Raw genomic sequence first — 17,613 nt, 5'->3', positions numbered from 1 at the left:
CCGTCAGACGGCCGAGCCGGTGGCGGTGCCAAGCCCGTCCTTGCGGGCCTTGGCCGAGGCCAGCGTATCGCGCAGCTCTGCCTCCATCTTTTGCAGGTCCTGCTCGGCCGCCGCGCGCTTGGCCTTGCCCTCATCGGCGATGGCCAGGCTTTCGTTGATCGTGGCGATCAGCGTGGCGTTTGCGGTCTTCACGGCCTCGATGTCGAAAACGCCGCGCTCCATCTCGGTGCGGACAACGCGGTTGGTTTCCTGCAGGTTCTTGGCGTTGGAGGTCAGCAGCTCATTGGTCAGGTCATTGGCGGCCTTGATCGATTCAGCGGCCTCGCGCGTGCGCTGGATGGTTACGGCCTGCGCCAGCTGGGTCTCCCAGAGCGGGACGGTGTTGACCAGCGTGGAGTTGATTTTGGTGACCAGCGACTTGTCGTTTTCCTGCACCAGACGGATCGAGGGCAGCGATTGCATGGTGACCTGACGGGTCAGCTTCAGGTCATGCACCCGGCGCTCCAGATCGTCGCGGGCGGCGCGCAGATCGCGCAGCTCCTGCGCGCGCAGCACCTTGTCATCTTCTGCCGCAGCCGTCACAGCGGCTTCCAGTGCGGGAATGTCCTTGGCATCGAGATCGGCAAGCTTGGCCTCGCCCGCCGCGATGTAAATCGCCAGCTCATTGTAGAAATCCAGCGTCTTGGCATAAAGCTGGTCGAGCGATTTGATATCCTTCAGCAGCGTATGGGCATGTTGGTCAAGATTGGCGGTGACGCGGTCGATCTGCGCCTGCACTTCCTCGTATTTTGCCACAAATTTGGAATAGGGGGCGGCGCGCCCCAGAAGCCGTTCCCACCACGAGCGTTGCCGGCGCACGTCGAGTTCCGAGACCGAAAAGCCCTTGAGGGTCGAGACCATGTTGCGCAGTGAATCGCCTGCGGGGCCCACATCCTTGTTCTTCACATCCGCCAGCATCTGTTGGCTGATGACCTGCAATTCGCTTTGCGCGCCCGATCCGAAGGAGATGATCGATTGGGTATTGCCCATGTCGATTTCCGCCATGCGGGCACGGATCGCCTCGGCCTGCGGGGCGCTTGCAGCCTCCAGCGGCACGACCTCCTGACCCGGCTCAGGCAGGATCACGGCGTTGATCTGCTCGACCTCGGCCAAGGTTGCGGTGGCGGCGGCACGGACGGATTCGGACATGGGGCTTTCCCTTTGAAGGCCTTGCGGCGAAACGGGTTACTGCCTCGCCTTAGCAGGGCAGGGCGGGCTTCTCAATCACGGGCTTTGGGTGTCTCGTATTGCAGGCGTTCGCGCAGCACCTGGATTTCCACATCCAGCGCCTGCGCGTCATTGGTCAGCAGCCGGGCAGAGCGGTCGGCGAAATTGGTTTCCAGATCGGTCAGCAGCGCCTCGTAATCGGCGCGGGCCTGTGCATCGCGGTTCTGGCCGTAAAGATCGGCAAACTTGATCGTCGCGTCGCGCGCGCCCATCAGATAGATGCCCAGATATTTGCGCACCGCCGACAGATCGCCGGGATCCTCCTCGACCCGGCGGAACAGCTGGCGGGCGGCCACGGCAAAACGATCCACCCGGTTTTCCAGTGCGCGGTCGCGGGCGCGCAGGATGGCGTCCTTCATTGCCCCAAGATGGGTTTCGGCCTCGTCCACGGCGCGTGCCACACGATCGGCCTGGAAAGCATCGATCCCTTCAGCCCCCTTGTCGCGCAGCGGATCCAGCCCGAAGGCCCCCAGATGCAAGGCCCCCCCAAGCAGACCAATCAGCCCGGCATGGACGGGCGATCCGGTGGCGGCCATGGCCCCCATGCCGATGCCAAGCCCACCCAGCACCGCGCCAAAGATCTTGCGCGGGATGGCGGGCCGTTTCGCCACTTTGCGCAGGTCATAGGCCCCTTCGGCGCGCAGGCCTTCCCGGGTCAGCCAGGCACCGGCCAATATCAGCCCCCCCGCCGCCATGTTCATCAGCATCCCGCCGGCGGGCGAGATGAAGCCTTTGGCCACAAAGACGAAGGGCAGCAGAAACAGGATATTGGAACGCGCCCCTGCACGGGCGGGCCGCTTGCCATTGTAAAGGTTCGGCATCGGCTGGTTTTGGCCCGCCCCCGACCCCGCCTCCGGCGCATGGTCACGGGTGACGGAACCGTCGGGCGAATATTTGCCGCCGAAACGCTGTGCCATGGGTCACATCCCCCCGCCAAATGCGGTGTAAAGCGTGAGTGCGAGCAGCAGCAGGAAGCTGATATTCTGCAGGGCGGGTGCGGACATCGGGCCTCCGGAACATGGCAGAGCGATGGGGCATCGCAGCCCCGGACATAACATGGCAGGGGCCACAGCCCACAAAGCTCAAGACAACTATAGGTGAGCGTCGCGCGCCCTGCCAGTGCCCGCGCCCGCGAAAGGGGCGGGAAAATGCAAGCGGGCTTCCCCGCGCCTGCGCCTTGCGCAGATTTGGGCCGATGCGACACGGGCGGATGCCAGGGTGGTTGGGGCAGGGGGCCGATCCCTCCGTGAAGGATCGGCCTTGGTGTCAGCGGCTGCGCGGCCCGCTGCCCTTGCCGGGCCGGGATGCGGTAGGGCGTCCGGGCTTGGTCGGGCCACGATCCCGCGGCGAAGGATCACGACCGGCTTTGCTCCGCGATGCAGTGGGCTCGGGCGGGCGCGGGCTGCTGGCGCTGCGGCGGGGCTTGGCCTCGACATTGTCAAGGAAACGATCGGCCGAGGCGCGCAGCTTTGCGCCCGCCGTGCCGCGCGCAGGCGGGGCACCGGCCGTCGCACGGGCAGTCTTGCTGCGGGCGGGCGCGGTCTCATCGCCTGCCGCCGGACGCGGCTTCGCGCCGCTGCGGGTGACGGTGATGCGCCCGGGTTTTGCTGTGGCGTCAGCTTTTCCTCGCGCGGCCCGCTCACCCGTGCCCGGGCGCGCACCAGCCGCGGCACGTTCCCCCGCGACCGGGCGCGGCGCGCGTCCACGCGCTGCGGGGCGATCTTCCTCATCCGGGCGGGTCTTGCCGCTGCGGCTCAACGTGCGGACCCTTTCGCCGGGCCTGGCGGCCTTGGCGGGGGGCGGTGGCTCTTCGTCGCCATTGGGATCAAAGCCCAACTGGTCTTTCAGCACACGGGGGCGGATCTCCTCCACCTCGCCGGGCTGCAACTCGTTCAGCCGGAACGGACCATAGCTGATGCGGATCAGCCGGTTCACCGTCAGTCCGATTTCAGACATGGCGCGGCGGATCTCGCGGTTCTTGCCTTCGCGCAGACCGATTGTCAGCCAGGCATTGGCGCCTTGCACCCGATCCAGCACGACCTGCATCGGCTGGAACCGTTCGCCATCAACCTCGATCCCCTTGCGCAAGGGCTCCAGATCCGGGTCGGTCGGATTGCCATGCACCCGCACCCGGTATTTGCGCAGCCAGCCGGTCGAGGGCAGCTCCAGCTGCCGCTTCAACCCGCCATCATTGGTCAACAGCAGCAGGCCTTCGGAATTGAGGTCAAGCCGGCCCACCGACATCACGCGCGGCATGTCTTCCGGCAGGCTGTCGAATACGGTCTGCCGGCCCTTTTCATCCGAGGCAGAAGTCACCAGCCCCTCGGGCTTGTAATACAGCCAGACCCGGACCGGCTCTTTCGCGGCCAGTGGCTGGCCGCTGACGGTGATGCGGTCGCGTTCGGTCACATTCAGCGCGGGCGAGGTGATGATCTTGCCATTCACCCGCACTTCACCGGCCTCGATCAGCCGCTCGGCCTCGCGGCGCGAAGCCACGCCCGCCCGTGACAGCACCTTGGCGATACGCTCACCCTCGGGCGTATCGGCGGATTTGACAGGCTCGGGCTTTGCGGGCTGCCGCGCCGCCGCAGGTTTCGGTCGCGCGGGTTTCGGGTGGGCCGGTTTCGGCTTGTCTTGTTCTGGCATGGCTTTCCCGGCATGTTTGCGGGGAAAGCGGGCGGCGGTCGGTTGGGCGATCCGCGCGCCCCGGCCCCCGAGGATATTCAGCAACGGGAAAGATACGCCTTGCGTCAGAAAAGGGCAATCGGGTGAGCGGGTTTCGCTCCTTCATGGATCTCGCGCTTGATGAGGCGCGGGCGGCTGCCCTGCGCGGCGAGGTGCCGGTGGGGGCGGTGATCGTGGCGCCGGGTGGCGCGGTGCTGGCGCAGGCGGGCAACCGCACCCGCGAATTGAACGACCCGACCGCACATGCCGAGATCCTGGCCATTCGTGCGGCCTGCGCGGCCTTGGGGCAGGAAAGACTTGCGGGTTACGATCTCTATGTGACGCTGGAGCCATGCCCGATGTGCGCTGCAGCCATCTCGGCCGCCAGAATCGCCCGGCTTTACTATGGTGCGGCCGATCCCAAATCAGGCGGCGTGGCCTTTGGCGCGCGCGTCTTCACCCATGCGCAATGCCACCATAGCCCGGAAGTTTATGACGGGTTGGCCGAAGCGGACGCCGCCGCCCTGCTGCGCGGGTTTTTCGCTGGCCGCAGGGGGGCTTGACTTCGCCTTTGGCCGGGCGTTCCCTTGAGAAAACCAGCATTGGTCGCAGGCCTTTTACCCCTCAGCCCTCCTTGCCGCGCGACCGCGGTTCCGACGGCAGGGGCGGGGCGTCAGGCCATCGTCGCCGGTTATTGCCCATGCTTCCTGTCGAGGTTCCGCCATGTGCCGCCTGATGCCCGCCTCCCTGATCGCCATCGCGCTGCTGGCCTCATGCGGGACGCCCGAATACCGCGCCGAGCGCAGCCTTTGCGCAGCCGAATGGACCGAGAAGATCCCGCCGCGCTATGGCCAGCGCATCGTGGAACGGGTCAAGTATATCCGCATCCCCACCGGCGGCACGGTCTGTCATGGCAAGGGCGACAAGGTGCAATGCTTCCCTCAATACCGCACGGAAGACATTCCCTATACGACGTTGGAAACCTATGACGTGAACAAGGCCGAACGGGACGTGCAGATCCGCGCCTGTGCGGTGAAGGCCTGTTCGGTGAAATTCGGCAATGCGGAATGCAAGGCCCCGATGGCCACCCAGACCGGCACAAAGACTCCGGGTTAAGGCATCGGGGCGTTCCCCACCGGGATCACGGCGCGGATCACATCGGCAATGCCGGTGAACTGTGCGGCCAGCGGATTGGTGCGCCGCCAGACCAGCCCGATCCGGCGTTTCGGACGCGGCTCTGGCAGGCGGAAGACGGCGACGGCGGCCGATCGCGTCTCGATCGGCACCGCCATTTGCGGGATCAGCGTGACGCCGATCCCTGCGCCGACCATCTGCACCAGCGTGGCCAATGTGCTGCCCTCCATCAGATCGCGGGGCGGGGCCGAGGTCATGTTGCAAAAGGACAGCGCCTGATCGCGGAAGCAATGGCCTTCCTCCAGCAGCAAGAGCCGCATGGTGCGCAGCGAATCCGGGTTGGGCACTGGCTTTGCTGCATCCGAGATCGGGCGCACCAGCACGAATTCCTCGTCAAACAGCGGATGTTCGGCCAAAGCGGGCTCTGACACCGGCAGGGCGACGACGGCGAAATCCAGCCGCCCTTCGGTCAGATCATCGACCAGCTTGCGCGTCACCGCCTCACGCGGGCGCAGATCGAGTTGTGGAAAGCTCTGTGACAGGGTCTGGATGATCGCAGGCAACAGATAGGGCGCAATCGTCGGAATGACCCCGATGCGCAATTGCCCGGCCAGGGGCCCTTGCGCGGCGCGGGCAAGCGCCCCCAGTTCATCGACGGCGCGCAGGATATCACGGGCACGCAGCGCAAAGGCCTCGCCCAACTGGGTCAAACGGATCTGCCTTGTGGCGCGTTCGATCAGCGGCGCGCCGAGGATCTCTTCCAGCTCTTTCATCTGCAAGGACAGCGCGGGTTGCGAAATGGCACTGGCCGTCGCCGCGCGCCCGAAATGGCCGTGCTGGGCCAGCGCCTCGAAATAGCGCAGATGCTTCAGGGTGATTTGTATCATAAGAATTTCATATAATGATGATTGGAAAATGCAAATTCCAATTATCAAATACGCCTGCTAGAACGATTCCAGATTTGAGCGATGCTCTGCGCGCGCTGCGGTTTCCGACTGCGGCTGTGACGGGTCAGCCGCTCCTCTCAAGCAAATCGAGCCAGATGTGGAGGACGATATGGACGGAAATGATGTGAAATCGGGTGGAAAATGCCCGGTCATGCATGGTGGCAGCACCAATCTGGCGACCAGCGTGATGGATTGGTGGCCGAACGCCCTGAACCTCGACATCCTGCATCAGCACGATACCAAGACCAATCCGTTGAAGGGCTTTGACTATCAGGAAGCCCTGAAGGATCTGGATGTCGAGGCGCTGAAGGCCGATCTGCGCGCGCTGATGACCGAAAGCCAGGACTGGTGGCCCGCCGATTGGGGCAGCTATGTCGGCATGTTCGCCCGTGTGGCCTGGCACGCTGCGGGATCTTACCGCACCTCGGATGGCCGGGGCGGCTCCAACACCGGCAACCAGCGTTTTGCGCCGCTGAACAGCTGGCCGGACAATGTGAACACCGACAAGGGCCGCCGCCTGCTGTGGCCGATCAAGAAGAAATACGGCAACAAGATCTCCTGGGCCGACCTCATCGTGCTGTCGGGCACCGTGGCCTATGAGGTTGCCGGTCTGAAAACCTATGGCTTCGCTTTTGGCCGCGAAGACATCTGGGCCCCGGAAAAGGACACCTATTGGGGTGACGAGAAAGAATGGCTCGCCCCCTCCGACACCCGCTATGCGGATGTGAAACACCCCGAGACGCTGGCAAACCCGCTGGCCGCTGTGCAGATGGGCCTGATCTATGTGAACCCCGAAGGGGTGAACGGCAAATCCGATCCGCTGGCGACCGCCGCAATGATGCGCGAGACCTTCGCCCGCATGGGCATGGATGACGCCGAAACCGTCGCGCTGACCGCAGGGGGCCACACCATCGGCAAGGCGCATGGCAACGGCAATCCCGGCGATCTGAGCCCCGACCCAGAGGCCGCAGGCCCTGAATATCAGGGCATCGGCTGGATCAACACCAAGGGCCGCGGCATTGGCCGGGACACCGTGGTCTCGGGGATCGAGGGGGCCTGGACCACCAACCCGACCGTCTGGGATAACGGTTTCTTCGAGATGCTCTTCAAGCATGAATGGACACTGACCCATAGCCCGGCGGGTGCCTCGCAATGGGTGCCGATCAGCATCGACGATGCCGACAAGCCGGTCGATGTCGAAGACGCCTCGATCCGTGTCATGCCGATGATGACGGATGCCGATATGGCGCTGAAGGTGGACCCGGTCTATCGCGCGATTTCCGAGCGGTTCATGAATGATTTCGAGGCCTTCTCGGATGCCTTTGCCCGCGCCTGGTTCAAGCTGACCCACCGCGATATGGGGCCGAAATCGCGCTATCGCGGGCCCTATGTTCCGGCTGAGGATCTGATCTGGCAGGATCCGATTCCGGCAGGCAGCACCGGCTATGACGTGGCGGCGGTGAAAGCGGCGATTGCGGCATCGGGCCTGTCGGGCTCTGATATGGTCGCCACCGCATGGGACAGCGCGCGGACCTTCCGCCGTTCCGACTATCGCGGCGGGGCCAATGGTGCGCGCATCCGTCTGGCACCGCAAAAGGACTGGGAAGGCAATGAGCCCGCCCGTCTGGCCCGCGTGCTGACGGTGCTGGAACCCATCGCGGCGGCGCATGGCGCATCGGTGGCCGATGTGATCGTGCTGGCGGGCAATCTGGGGGTGGAGCAGGCGGCGAAGGCCGCGGGCTTTGACATCACCGTGCCCTTCGCGCCGGGCCGGGGCGACGCCTCGGATGCACAGACCGATGCGGCCAGCTTTGACGTGCTGGAGCCGCTGGCAGATGGCTTCCGCAACTGGCAAAAGGCAGATTACGTCGTCTCTCCCGAAGAAATGCTGCTGGATCGCAGCCAGCTTCTGGGCCTGAGCGCGCCGGAACTGACCTGCCTGATCGGCGGGATGCGGGTTCTGGGCACCAACCATGGCGGCACCGCGCATGGCGTGTTCACCGACCGTGTCGGCGCGCTGACCCCGGACTTCTTCGTGAACCTGACCGATATGGCCTATCGTTGGGTGCCGAAGGGCAAGAACCTCTACGACATCGTGGATCGTCGTTCGGGCGCTGCCAAATGGACGGCGACGCGGGTGGATCTGGTGATCGGCTCCAACTCGATCCTGCGCGCCTATGCCGAAGTCTATGCCCAGGACGACAATGCCGGAAAGTTCGTGCAGGACTTCGTTGCTGCCTGGACCAAGGTGATGAACGCCGACCGTTTCGATCTGGCCTGAGGTCTGATCCTGACACAACAAGGCCCTTTCCGGTCACCACCGGGAAGGGCTTTTCTTTTGGGCTGATGCAGGGCTGCACGCCGCAAGGCATGTGCCGAAATACCGAAAACCCCGCGTGAAGCACGCCGGGCAAGATCTTGAATTTTCAGGGATAACCAGTGGCAGTCCGTAGGGGAGTCGAACCCCTCTTCCCAGGTTGAAAACCTGGTGTCCTAACCGATAGACGAACGGACCGCGCTTGGTGAGGGGGTATTTAGCGATCCCGCTCCCGCGCCGCAAGAGGAAAAATGCGCCACCGTCACAACATCTTTGCCCGATCTTTGCAGGGCTGTGACGGTGGGGCTTTTGTCATCCGGCGCGGGCGGCATCCTCCAGCCGCAGTTGCACCTTGGTGCGCCCGCCATAGCTGTTCAGTTCCAGCTTGCCTGCAAGGTGGAACCGTTGATGGCCGGGATTGTCCAACGCAGGCCCAAGCGGGCTGTCAAAGGCCCCAAAGGCAATCGCCTCGATCTTGGCCCCCATGCCATCGGTGAAGCTGAGCCGCAGATGCTGATCGCCGATGCGGCGCGATTGCACCGCGACATCGGCAAAGGCAAAGCGCGGCGCGGGCGAGGATGCCCCGTAAGGCCCGGCCGATTCGAGGTTTTCCACCAGATCAAGGCTGGCAGCCCCGGGGGCAAGCAACCCCGTCAACCGCAGATCGGCAGGTCCGCCAAGACCTGCCCCCTGTCGTGCCAGCAATTCGCCAAGCCGCGCCATCGCCGCTTCCAGGTGATCCTCGGCCACCGTCAGGCCTGCCGCCATCTTGTGACCGCCGCCCTTCAGCAGCAGCCCCTCAGACGCCACGCGCTGCACCGCAGCCCCCAGATCGACGCCGGTGACAGAGCGGGCAGAGCCCTTGCCGATGCCATCCTCCAGCCCGATCACCACGGCGGGGCGGTTGGTCGCCTCTTTCAGCCGGGCGGCAACGATGCCGACCACGCCGGGATGCCAGCCCTTGCCCGCCGCCCAGACCAGCGGACCGTCCAGCCCGCGTTCCTCCGCCTGTGCCAGCGCGGCGGCGCGGACCGCCGCCTCGATATCGCGACGCTCAGAGTTCAGCTCGTCCAGCCTTTGGGCCAGGGCCTGCGCCTCGGCCTCGTCGGCTGTGGCCAGCAGTCGCGCGCCGAGATCGGCCTGTCCGATACGCCCGCCCGCATTGACGCGCGGCCCCAGCAGGAAGCCAAGCGCATAGGGGGTGGGGGCCTGATCCATGCGCGCCACATCGGCCAAGGCGCGCAGCCCGACGCGGTCGCGCCGCGCCATGACCTTCAGCCCCTGCCGCACGAAGGCGCGGTTCACCCCGATCAGCGGCGCGACATCGGCCACGGTGGCCAGCGCCACCAGATCCAGCAGGCCCATCAGATCCGGCCCCTTGATGCCATCCAGCCGCAAGCGGCGGTTCACATCGACCAGCATGAGGAACACGACGGATGCGGCACAAAGATGGGCCAGACTGCCATCCTCGTCCTGCCGGTTCGGGTTCACCACGGCCAGCGCCTTAGGCAGCGTCTCGCCGCCAAGGTGGTGATCCAGCACGATCACATCGGCGCCTTGCGCGGCGGCAATGGGCTCATGGCTCAGCGTGCCGCAATCGACGCAGATGATCAGGTCATGGGCGGCGGCCAGCGCCTGCATCGCCGGAACATTCGGGCCATAGCCCTCGTCGATGCGGTCGGGAATATAAAGCGTTGCCCGATGGCCCATTTCGCGCAGCCAGACCAGCAGCAGCGCGGCGGAAGATCCGCCATCGACATCGTAATCGGCAAAGATCGCGATGCGTTCGCGCCGGGTGAGGGCGGTGATGAAACGTTGCGCCGCAGGCTCCATATCGCGCAGGCCCATCGGATCGGGCAGCAGATCGCGCAGGGCAGGGGCCAGATAGGCACTGGCGGTATCGGGCGTGACACCACGCGTCACCAGCACCTCGCAAAGTGCAAGCGGCAGGCGGGTAGTCTGGGCCATGGCCTCGGACAGACGGACGGTCTCGGGCTCGGGTCCAACCCAGCGGCGTCCGGTCAGGGATGCCTCGACATTCAGGAAAGCACGTTCATTCATGCCAATGTCCTGCACCGCGACGGGCTGCGTTTCAAGGCCCGTCCGCAAGGCGAGGGGCCGCAAGCGGCCCCTCGGGATTTGGTCCAGCTTTCACCTGTGGCGCGGCCCGGCGGATGGCCCGGCCTTGCCATTGGTGCAGCGGAGCGCCTTACCAATGTCCGGTATTACCCATCGAGGCCCAGGGCTCTGCCGGGGCAAGCGAGCCGCCCTTCTGGATCAGTTCCACCGACACATTGTCAGGCGAACGGATGAAGGCCATATGGCCGTCGCGCGGCGGGCGGTTGATGACCACGCCATTGGCCTGCAGATGGGCGCACATCGCATAGATGTCATCCACCGCATAAGCGAGATGGCCGAAATGGCGGCTGTCCGAGGGCAGGCCCGCATCGCCGTCCCAGTTATAGGTCAGCTCCACCGGGCATTCCGGCTGATCCTTGGGGGCCATGAAGACCAGCGTGAAGCGGCCCTGTTCATTGTCGATCCGGCGGGTCTCTTCCAGCCCCAGCAGGGCGAAGAAACGCATGGATGCCTCAAGATCCAGCACGCGGACCATGGTGTGCAGATAGCGGATTGTCATGATGTCGGTCTCCTTCCGGGGGCAGCATAGCCTGCACCGCGCGGGATGCCAGCCCGGTGCCGCGAAATGCGCGGGCGGATGCCCACCCGGCCGACCGGAGACCCAGGTGGTGCGGGTTTCAGAACTGCGATTTCAGGCCGAAAAGGATGCCGGTTTCGGTGCTGTCAAAGCGCGAGATATTGCTGTCGGTGCGGCTGATGCGCAGCGTCATTTCCGGTGCGAAGCCGGCCCAGCTGACCTCCTTGAAGCCAACAGAGACCTGACCAAAGACCGAACTGTCCTGTCGCCCGCCATCGGGGGCAATGAAGCCCACGCGGTAATCGGGGTAGCGCGTGACACCCGCACCAAGCGCGCCGCTCAGATCAAACGGGCCGATGCTGCTTGCGGGCGTGTAGCTGACCTGTGCCACGCCGCCATGCCGGGCGCGCTGGCCGCTGGGGCTTTGCACTTCATAGGCTGAGATCGACAGGCCAAGCGAGGCACCGTTTTCCAATCGCTGGCTCAGCCCCATCCAGAGTCGGGGGATCCGTTGCAAGGCGTCGGTGCCGCTCACGGTTTCATCCAGCGTCCATTCGGCCCCGAAACTGAGCCGGGTGCTTTCACTCAGCCGTTGGATCCGGTCAACCGACAGGCTGAGGCTACGCCCGGTGTCATTGCTGTCATCCGAAAGGCCAAGCGTCGCGCCATAGCTCCAGGCCCCGCGCCCCGAGGCATCGGCGCGCAGATGCTCCACCCCCAGGCCAATGGCGCTGCGAGCAAAATCGCTGCCGCTGAGGGTGACGGCCTGTTTGCGGGCACTGTCACTTAGCCGGGTGCGTTGCAGATCAAGATCGAAGGTCAGCCGGGTCTGGGCACGGGCGCTGCGATTCAGCATATAGGACGTATCGACGCCAAGCCGCGCCTCGACCCCGGACAAGGCACGGGCATCGCCATCCAACATGCCCACCTCCGGGCGGCCGTCGATGACGTTGTAGGGCCGGTCCGATCCGCCATTCACATTGTCCGACGGGCTGACGGAAAAGCGTAGCCGCGTCTCCCATGGCGAGGCATCGCGCACGGTGTTCAGCGCAGATACTGCCAGGGCACGTTCCTGCTGCGTCGGGCTGTTCTCGCCTGCTTGCCGCAGCCAGTAGCGCAGCGCGAGGCCGCGCCCCTGTTCGGCGGCGATGATGGCGGCAAGTTTCGCGGCCTCATGCCGCTGGCGATCGGTCTGCGCCGCGCCATAGGCCCGCCGCACCGCCACGCGTGCAGTGTCCAGTTCGCCTGTATTCAGGGCGGCGGTGGCAAGGATCTGCTGCGCCAGGGCATCCTTGGGGTCACGCGCAATCAGGCGCTGCGCGATGGTGATCGCGGCCCCCATATCGCCGGACTGCACCGCCTGGATGGCGAGGCTGCGTGCGCTTGTCAGATCGATTTCCACCTCGTCCGCCACGGCGGCACCCAGCGAAAACCCGCCAGTCATCAGCCCGGCAATCAGGCCCCCCGCGATCAAGGCCCGGCCAAACGGACCATGAACGCGGCGGGGCGATGCGCGCAGGCCCGGCGGCAGACCGTCCGTCAAGGTCGCGGCCTTGCCCGGGCCACCGCTGCGGCTGCGGGGCTCAGTTGCGCGGCGCAACCTGGTCACAGACCGCAGCCGATTTGGGCTGGCCACATTTCGTCAGCACGAAGACGCCGTGTTCCTGCTCTTTCTTCATGTCGTCGTCGAACTGTTCCAGATGCACGAGGCCTGCAACACTGGTGGAGCCTTTGCCGCCGAAGACGCCGCCGTAATTGCCGGTGATCGTGTCGACCTCATCATTGATGGCCTCGGCATCGCCCAGGAAGGTGCCCTGTTCGGTGATCTCGGTCGGCGCGAGGATGATGCGCTCCAGCCGTTCGCCGGTGCCGACGACACGGCGGTTATAGACCGTGCCATTTACCACATTGTCGGCAAAGTTCGCGTTGATGAAGACATCGCCCTTCACCCGGCGCGGCTGGCGCGGCACCAGCCCGGGTTCGGTGCCCGGCTTCACCGGAAGCGCATCCGGGCTGCCATCCTGTTCGACATTCTGCACCGCGCCGTAGCGCCCGGCATAGGTGACCTGGCCGGTGCCGCCTTGCGAGCTTTTGATATTGGGGCGGCTGAAGGCCCCCGTGCGCTCGTAATAGCCGCCGCCGAAGTAATATGCGAACTGGCCGCCATCGGCCACGGTGACCGCGCGGGTCTTGCCATCCGGGGCCTCGGCGGCAAGCGCCACGAACATGCGATCGAGCGAGTCTTCCTGGATCTTGAAGGCGTGGTAGCCCGGCACGTCCAGCTTGGCGTAACGTTCATAGGTGACAAGCTGGGGCGTCGAATCGATGCCGGTGATCGCGACGCGCAGCTGATCTGCCTTCTTGTCATATTTCACGCCGGTGACATTGACCGCGAGGCTTTCGGGAACCGTGATCGTCTCGCTGCCGCCGCCATCGCCGCCATCACCATCGCCGCCATCATCGGTGCCGTCACCGGGAAACGGGCTGGGGCCGCCACAAGCAGCAAGCAGCAGCAGCGCCGCAATCGTCAATCTCGCATCCATGATAACCTGCTCAATCTTGATTTTTGCGATAAATCTCCGCGCTTGAGGGCTGCAAGTCAACGTGATCCTTGCAGAATTCGCGCATCGCGTGGCCTATCTGCCGCGCGTGTCGCAGGGGCCTGCTGCATATCGCCGCGTGCGGTTTTTCGTGCGCAAGATATAGTCCCGTGCTAAAGGCTGTGATCTACCGTTTTCGCAGGCCGAAACGCGGACCTGCCGCTGCTGCGATTCTCCAAGGATGCCCGATATGCCGCTTACCCCCGATCAGATCGCTGAAATCGAAGCCCTGCGCGCCACGCCGCGTCCGACCCTGCGCGCGGTCTCCGAAGGGGCGGAGGCGCATCTTTACCGCGCCCATGAAGTGCTCGATCACGGCTTCATTCGGGTGATCGACTATATGGGCAATGATGCGGCCATCGTGCAGGCGGCGCGGGTCAGCTATGGCGCGGGCACCAAAAAGGTGAATGATGACAGCGGCTTGATCCGCTATCTGATGCGACACTGGCATTCGACCCCCTTCGAGATGTGCGAGTTGAAGCTGCATGTGAAGTTGCCGATCTTTGTGGCGCGGCAATGGATCCGCCACCGCACTGCCAATGTGAACGAATATTCCGCCCGTTATTCGATCATGGATCGCGAATTCTATATCCCGCAGCCCGAGCAACTGGCCGCGCAATCGACGGTGAACAATCAGGGCCGTGGCGCGATCCTTGAGGGAGCCGAGGCCGCGCGCGTGCTGGAGATCCTGAAATCCGATGCCGCGCGCAGCTATGACCATTATGAGGAAATGCTGAGCCAGACCCAGCCTGATGGAAGCCCCCAGCAGGGTCTGGCGCGCGAACTGGCCCGGATGAACCTGCCTGCAAACATCTACACGCAATGGTATTGGAAGGTGGATCTGCACAATCTGTTCCACTTCCTTTACCTGCGCGCCGATCCACATGCGCAATACGAGATCCGCGTCTATGCCGATGCAATCGCCAAGGTGGTTGCGGATTGGGTGCCGGTGGCCTTTGGTGCGTTTGAGGATTACCGGATGGGCGGCACCACATTATCGGCCAAGGCGATTGCGGTGCTCAAACGCCGCCTCGCCGGCGAGACGGTGGGCCAGGATGACAGCGGCATGTCGAAGGGCGAATGGCGCGAATTCGTGGCGGTCTGGGGCTGAGGCCCCATTCTTGCATCATCAGAAAGTCTTGCCGCATCAGAAAGGGCGAAAGACAATGATCCTTTATGGCATCCCGACCTGCGACACCTGCAAGAAGGCGATCAAGGCGCTGGAAGGGGCGGGGCAGAGCGTCACCTTCCGCGATATCCGCAAGGATCCGCTGACCGAGGCCGAAATCGGGCAGCTTGTCGCCGAATTCGGGGACCGGCTGATCAACAAATCCTCCACCACCTATCGCGGCTTCAGCGATTTCCTGCGGGAATCAGAAGCCGAGGCGCAGATTGCGGCGCAACCCACGGTGATGAAACGTCCGGTGATTCAGGATGATGCGGGCAAGCTGTGGCTGGGTTGGGACGCAAGCGTCCAAGGGGCGTTGCTGGCCTGATTTGGGGGCATCGCGCAAATGAAAAGCGGCCCCCGCCGCCGGGGGCCGCTTCCCCGAAATCTGAAGATCAGAGCAGTTTCAGATCGCTGGCAGAGGCGCGGCCATCACGACCGGACTGAAGCTCGAATGCGATTTTCTGATTGTCGTTCAGACCTTTAAGGCCTGCGCGCTCAACAGCCGAGATATGGACGAACACGTCCTTGCCACCGTCATCGGGGGCAATGAAGCCAAAGCCCTTGGTGGCGTTGAACCATTTCACGGTGCCAGTCGGCATTCCGCTTCTCCTTTGTCAGACATCCCGGGGCGAGATTGCCGCGGGCCGTGCAGCCAGGTCTTCCAATTCTCCGGCTGCCTGCTGGCAGAAGGCGGTCGAAAGTCTGTCGTCACTGGCCAAAGGATGACATGGATCGGAAAAAACGCAATAATTTTTGCTTGGATGCCCTGCGACATCCAAGCAAATGGGCAATTGCCCGTTTTTCCATCAAGGCATCTGCGCGGCTTGTGCCAGATCGGCCAGAATGGCTTCAAGGCTGGCGGTTTCGGTGCGGTTTTCACCAAGGCGGCGCACGGAAACGGTGCGTTCCTCCACCTCTTTCATGCCAATGGCAAGGATGACCGGCACCTTGCCCACGGAATGCTCGCGCACCTTGTAATTGATCTTCTCGTTGCGGGTATCGGCCTCGGCCCGAATGCCCGCTTTCTTCAAAAGATCAACGACTTCCAGCACATAGTCATCGGCATCCGACACGATGGAGGCCACGACAACCTGGCGTGGTGCCAGCCAGAACGGCAGCTTGCCCGCATAGTTCTCGATCAGGATGCCGATGAAACGCTCGAAACTGCCCAGAATTGCGCGGTGCAGCATATAGGGGCGATGCTTGCCGCCATCTTCACCGACATATTCCGCGCCAAGGCGCTCCGGCAGGTTGGGGTCCACCTGGAAGGTGCCACATTGCCATTCGCGCCCGATCGCATCGGTCAGCTTGAAGTCGAGCTTCGGCCCGTAGAATGCGCCGTCGCCGGGGTTGATCTCATAGGGCAGGCCAAGTTTCTTGATCGCATTTTCCAGCGCGCCTTCGACCCGATCCCATTGTTCTTCGGTGCCGATGCGCACCTCGGGGCGGGTTGACAGCTTGATGTCGAACTTCTCGAAGCCAAGGTCCTTGTAGACGCTGGACAAGAGCGCGATGAAGCTCGCGCATTCGGCCTCGATCTGCTCCATGGTGCAGAAGATATGCGCATCATCCTGCGTGAAGCCGCGCACCCGCATCAGGCCATGCATGGAGCCCGAGGATTCGTAACGGTGGCAAGCGCCGAACTCTGCCAGCCGCAACGGCAGGTCGCGATAGGATTTCAGACCCTGATTGTAGACCTGCACATGGCAGGGGCAGTTCATCGGTTTCAGCGCATTGATGCGCTTTTCCTTCGCCCCTTCCTCGTCGACCTCCACGATAAACATGTTCTCGCGGTAAGCCTCCCAATGGCCCGACTTTTCCCAAAGGATCCGGTCCACCACCTGCGGCGTCTTGATTTCCTTGTAATCGGCCTGGCGCAGCCGCTTGCGCATGTAATCTTCCAGCGTGCGGTAAACCGTCCAGCCATTCGGATGCCAGAATACCATACCCGGCGCTTCTTCCTGCAGATGGAACAGGTCCATCTCGCGACCCAGGCGGCGGTGGTCGCGCTTGGCGGCCTCTTCCAGCATGGTCATATGCGCCTTCAGGTCATCGCGGTTCTTGAAGGCCAGGCCATAGATGCGCTGCAACATCGGGCGCGTCGCATCGCCCAGCCAATAGGCCCCCGCGACATGGGTCAGCTTGAAGGCATCGGCGGGCACTTGGCCCGTGTGCTGAAGATGCGGGCCCCGGCACAGATCCTGCCAGTTGCCATGCCAATACATGCGGATGTCCTGATCGGCGGGGATCCGGTCCAGAAGTTCGATTTTGAAAGGTTCGCCGCGCTCTTCATAGTATTTGCGTGTGCGCTCGCGGTCCCAAAGTTCGGTTTTGATGGGTTCGCGGGCATTGATGATCTGCTTCATCCGCGCTTCGATAGCCCCCAGATCCTCGGGGGTGAACGGCTCGGCCCGGTCGAAATCGTAGAACCACCCATGGTCACGCACCGGCCCGATCGTGACCTTCACTTCGGGCCAGATCTCCTGCACGGCGCGGGCCATGATATGGGCAAGGTCATGCCGGATCAGTTCCAGCGCCTGCGCATCGTCCTGCATCGTGTGGATGGCGATGCTGGCATCGGCCGGGATCGGCCATTGCAGATCCCAATGCGCGCCGTTCACCGTGGCACTGATCGCCTTTTTCGCAAGGCTGGTCGAAATGGCGGCCGCCACATCGCCGGGCGTCACGCCGGCTGCAAAATCGCGCGTGTTGCCATCGGGGAATGTCAGCGTGATTTGATTGGGGGAAATCTGGCTCATGGCCATGCTCCTCGTCGGTTTGGCGCCCACGGAACGCCCGGTTGCGGGTGATATATGCCCGGCGTTTTGCGCTTTTGAGCCGGGCAGGTCAAGCGGATG

General features: G+C 63.9%; 15 protein-coding genes and 1 tRNA gene. 5 read left to right on the top strand and 11 right to left on the bottom strand.

Features of this window, described 5'->3' with window-relative positions:
* Nucleotides 1-3: 3 nt before the first annotated feature.
* The 3 genes from GBJ34_RS02525 to GBJ34_RS02515 all read right to left on the bottom strand — a co-directional run bounded on the left by GBJ34_RS02525 (nt 4) and on the right by GBJ34_RS02515 (nt 3,912).
* Entirely contained in the window at nt 4-1,188 is a 1,185-nt protein-coding gene (locus GBJ34_RS02525; protein WP_151717687.1) for a toxic anion resistance protein, read from the bottom strand.
* Between the two features lie 71 nt (nt 1,189-1,259).
* On the bottom strand, nt 1,260-2,183 hold the full coding sequence (locus GBJ34_RS02520; protein WP_151717686.1) for a 5-bromo-4-chloroindolyl phosphate hydrolysis family protein: 924 nt from the start codon (nt 2,181-2,183) through the stop codon (nt 1,260-1,262).
* 349 nt (nt 2,184-2,532) lie between these two features.
* A complete protein-coding gene (locus GBJ34_RS02515; RefSeq protein ID WP_151717685.1) occupies nt 2,533-3,912 on the bottom strand; it encodes a pseudouridine synthase in 1,380 nt (459 codons plus the stop codon).
* Nucleotides 3,913-4,055: 143 nt separating this feature from the next.
* Here GBJ34_RS02515 and GBJ34_RS02510 point away from each other — a divergent pair, with 143 nt between their 5' ends.
* Nucleotides 4,056-4,493 (top strand): nucleoside deaminase, encoded by a 438-nt coding sequence (locus GBJ34_RS02510; RefSeq protein ID WP_151717961.1) that lies wholly within the window; start codon nt 4,056-4,058, stop codon nt 4,491-4,493.
* A 172-nt stretch (nt 4,494-4,665) separates the two neighbouring features.
* Nucleotides 4,666-5,046, top strand: a complete 381-nt coding sequence (locus GBJ34_RS02505) for a hypothetical protein (protein ID WP_151717684.1) — start codon at nt 4,666-4,668, stop codon at nt 5,044-5,046.
* Here the strand turns inward: GBJ34_RS02505 and GBJ34_RS02500 are convergent.
* Nucleotides 5,043-5,951, bottom strand: coding sequence for a hydrogen peroxide-inducible genes activator (locus tag GBJ34_RS02500; protein WP_151717683.1), 909 nt, complete (start codon nt 5,949-5,951; stop codon nt 5,043-5,045). The genes GBJ34_RS02505 and GBJ34_RS02500 overlap by 4 nt on opposite strands.
* A 169-nt stretch (nt 5,952-6,120) precedes the next feature.
* Here GBJ34_RS02500 and katG point away from each other — a divergent pair, with 169 nt between their 5' ends.
* Nucleotides 6,121-8,292 carry a catalase/peroxidase HPI gene (katG, locus tag GBJ34_RS02495; RefSeq protein WP_151717682.1) on the top strand — a complete coding sequence of 724 codons (2,172 nt, stop codon included), beginning with the start codon at nt 6,121-6,123 and terminating at the stop codon, nt 8,290-8,292.
* 159 nt (nt 8,293-8,451) lie between these two features.
* Here the strand turns inward: katG and GBJ34_RS02490 are convergent.
* The 5 genes from GBJ34_RS02490 to GBJ34_RS02470 form a co-directional block, all read right to left on the bottom strand.
* Nucleotides 8,452-8,526 (bottom strand) — tRNA-Glu (locus GBJ34_RS02490).
* A 114-nt stretch (nt 8,527-8,640) separates the two neighbouring features.
* On the bottom strand, nt 8,641-10,389 hold the full coding sequence (recJ, locus tag GBJ34_RS02485) for a single-stranded-DNA-specific exonuclease RecJ (RefSeq protein ID WP_151717681.1): 1,749 nt from the start codon (nt 10,387-10,389) through the stop codon (nt 8,641-8,643).
* Nucleotides 10,390-10,537: 148 nt separating this feature from the next.
* The gene (locus GBJ34_RS02480; protein WP_151717680.1) at nt 10,538-10,966 is read right to left on the bottom strand and encodes a VOC family protein; all 429 of its coding nucleotides are present in this window, start codon (nt 10,964-10,966) and stop codon (nt 10,538-10,540) included.
* Between the two features lie 118 nt (nt 10,967-11,084).
* Nucleotides 11,085-12,527: a tetratricopeptide repeat protein gene (locus GBJ34_RS02475; RefSeq protein WP_151717679.1), complete on the bottom strand. Its 1,443-nt coding sequence runs from the start codon at nt 12,525-12,527 to the stop codon at nt 11,085-11,087.
* Between the two features lie 40 nt (nt 12,528-12,567).
* Nucleotides 12,568-13,527, bottom strand: coding sequence for a thymidylate synthase (locus GBJ34_RS02470; protein ID WP_151717678.1), 960 nt, complete (start codon nt 13,525-13,527; stop codon nt 12,568-12,570).
* A 247-nt stretch (nt 13,528-13,774) separates the two neighbouring features.
* Here GBJ34_RS02470 and thyX point away from each other — a divergent pair, with 247 nt between their 5' ends.
* Nucleotides 13,775-14,695 carry an FAD-dependent thymidylate synthase gene (gene thyX, locus GBJ34_RS02465; RefSeq protein WP_151717677.1) on the top strand — a complete coding sequence of 307 codons (921 nt, stop codon included), beginning with the start codon at nt 13,775-13,777 and terminating at the stop codon, nt 14,693-14,695.
* A 55-nt stretch (nt 14,696-14,750) separates the two neighbouring features.
* A complete protein-coding gene (locus GBJ34_RS02460) occupies nt 14,751-15,080 on the top strand; it encodes an arsenate reductase family protein (RefSeq protein WP_151717676.1) in 330 nt (109 codons plus the stop codon).
* A 67-nt stretch (nt 15,081-15,147) separates the two neighbouring features.
* Here GBJ34_RS02460 and GBJ34_RS02455 read toward each other — a convergent pair whose 3' ends face one another.
* A complete protein-coding gene (locus GBJ34_RS02455) occupies nt 15,148-15,354 on the bottom strand; it encodes a cold-shock protein (protein WP_151717675.1) in 207 nt (68 codons plus the stop codon).
* 207 nt (nt 15,355-15,561) lie between these two features.
* A complete protein-coding gene (thrS, locus tag GBJ34_RS02450; protein ID WP_151717674.1) occupies nt 15,562-17,514 on the bottom strand; it encodes a threonine--tRNA ligase in 1,953 nt (650 codons plus the stop codon).
* Nucleotides 17,515-17,613: the final 99 nt, after the last annotated feature.

The organism is Gemmobacter serpentinus (assembly GCF_008973825.1).
Classification (GTDB): Bacteria; Pseudomonadota; Alphaproteobacteria; order Rhodobacterales; family Rhodobacteraceae; genus Gemmobacter; species Gemmobacter serpentinus.
Note: the sequence above shows the minus strand (reverse complement) of the source record. Positions and strands in the feature narration are given on the sequence as shown.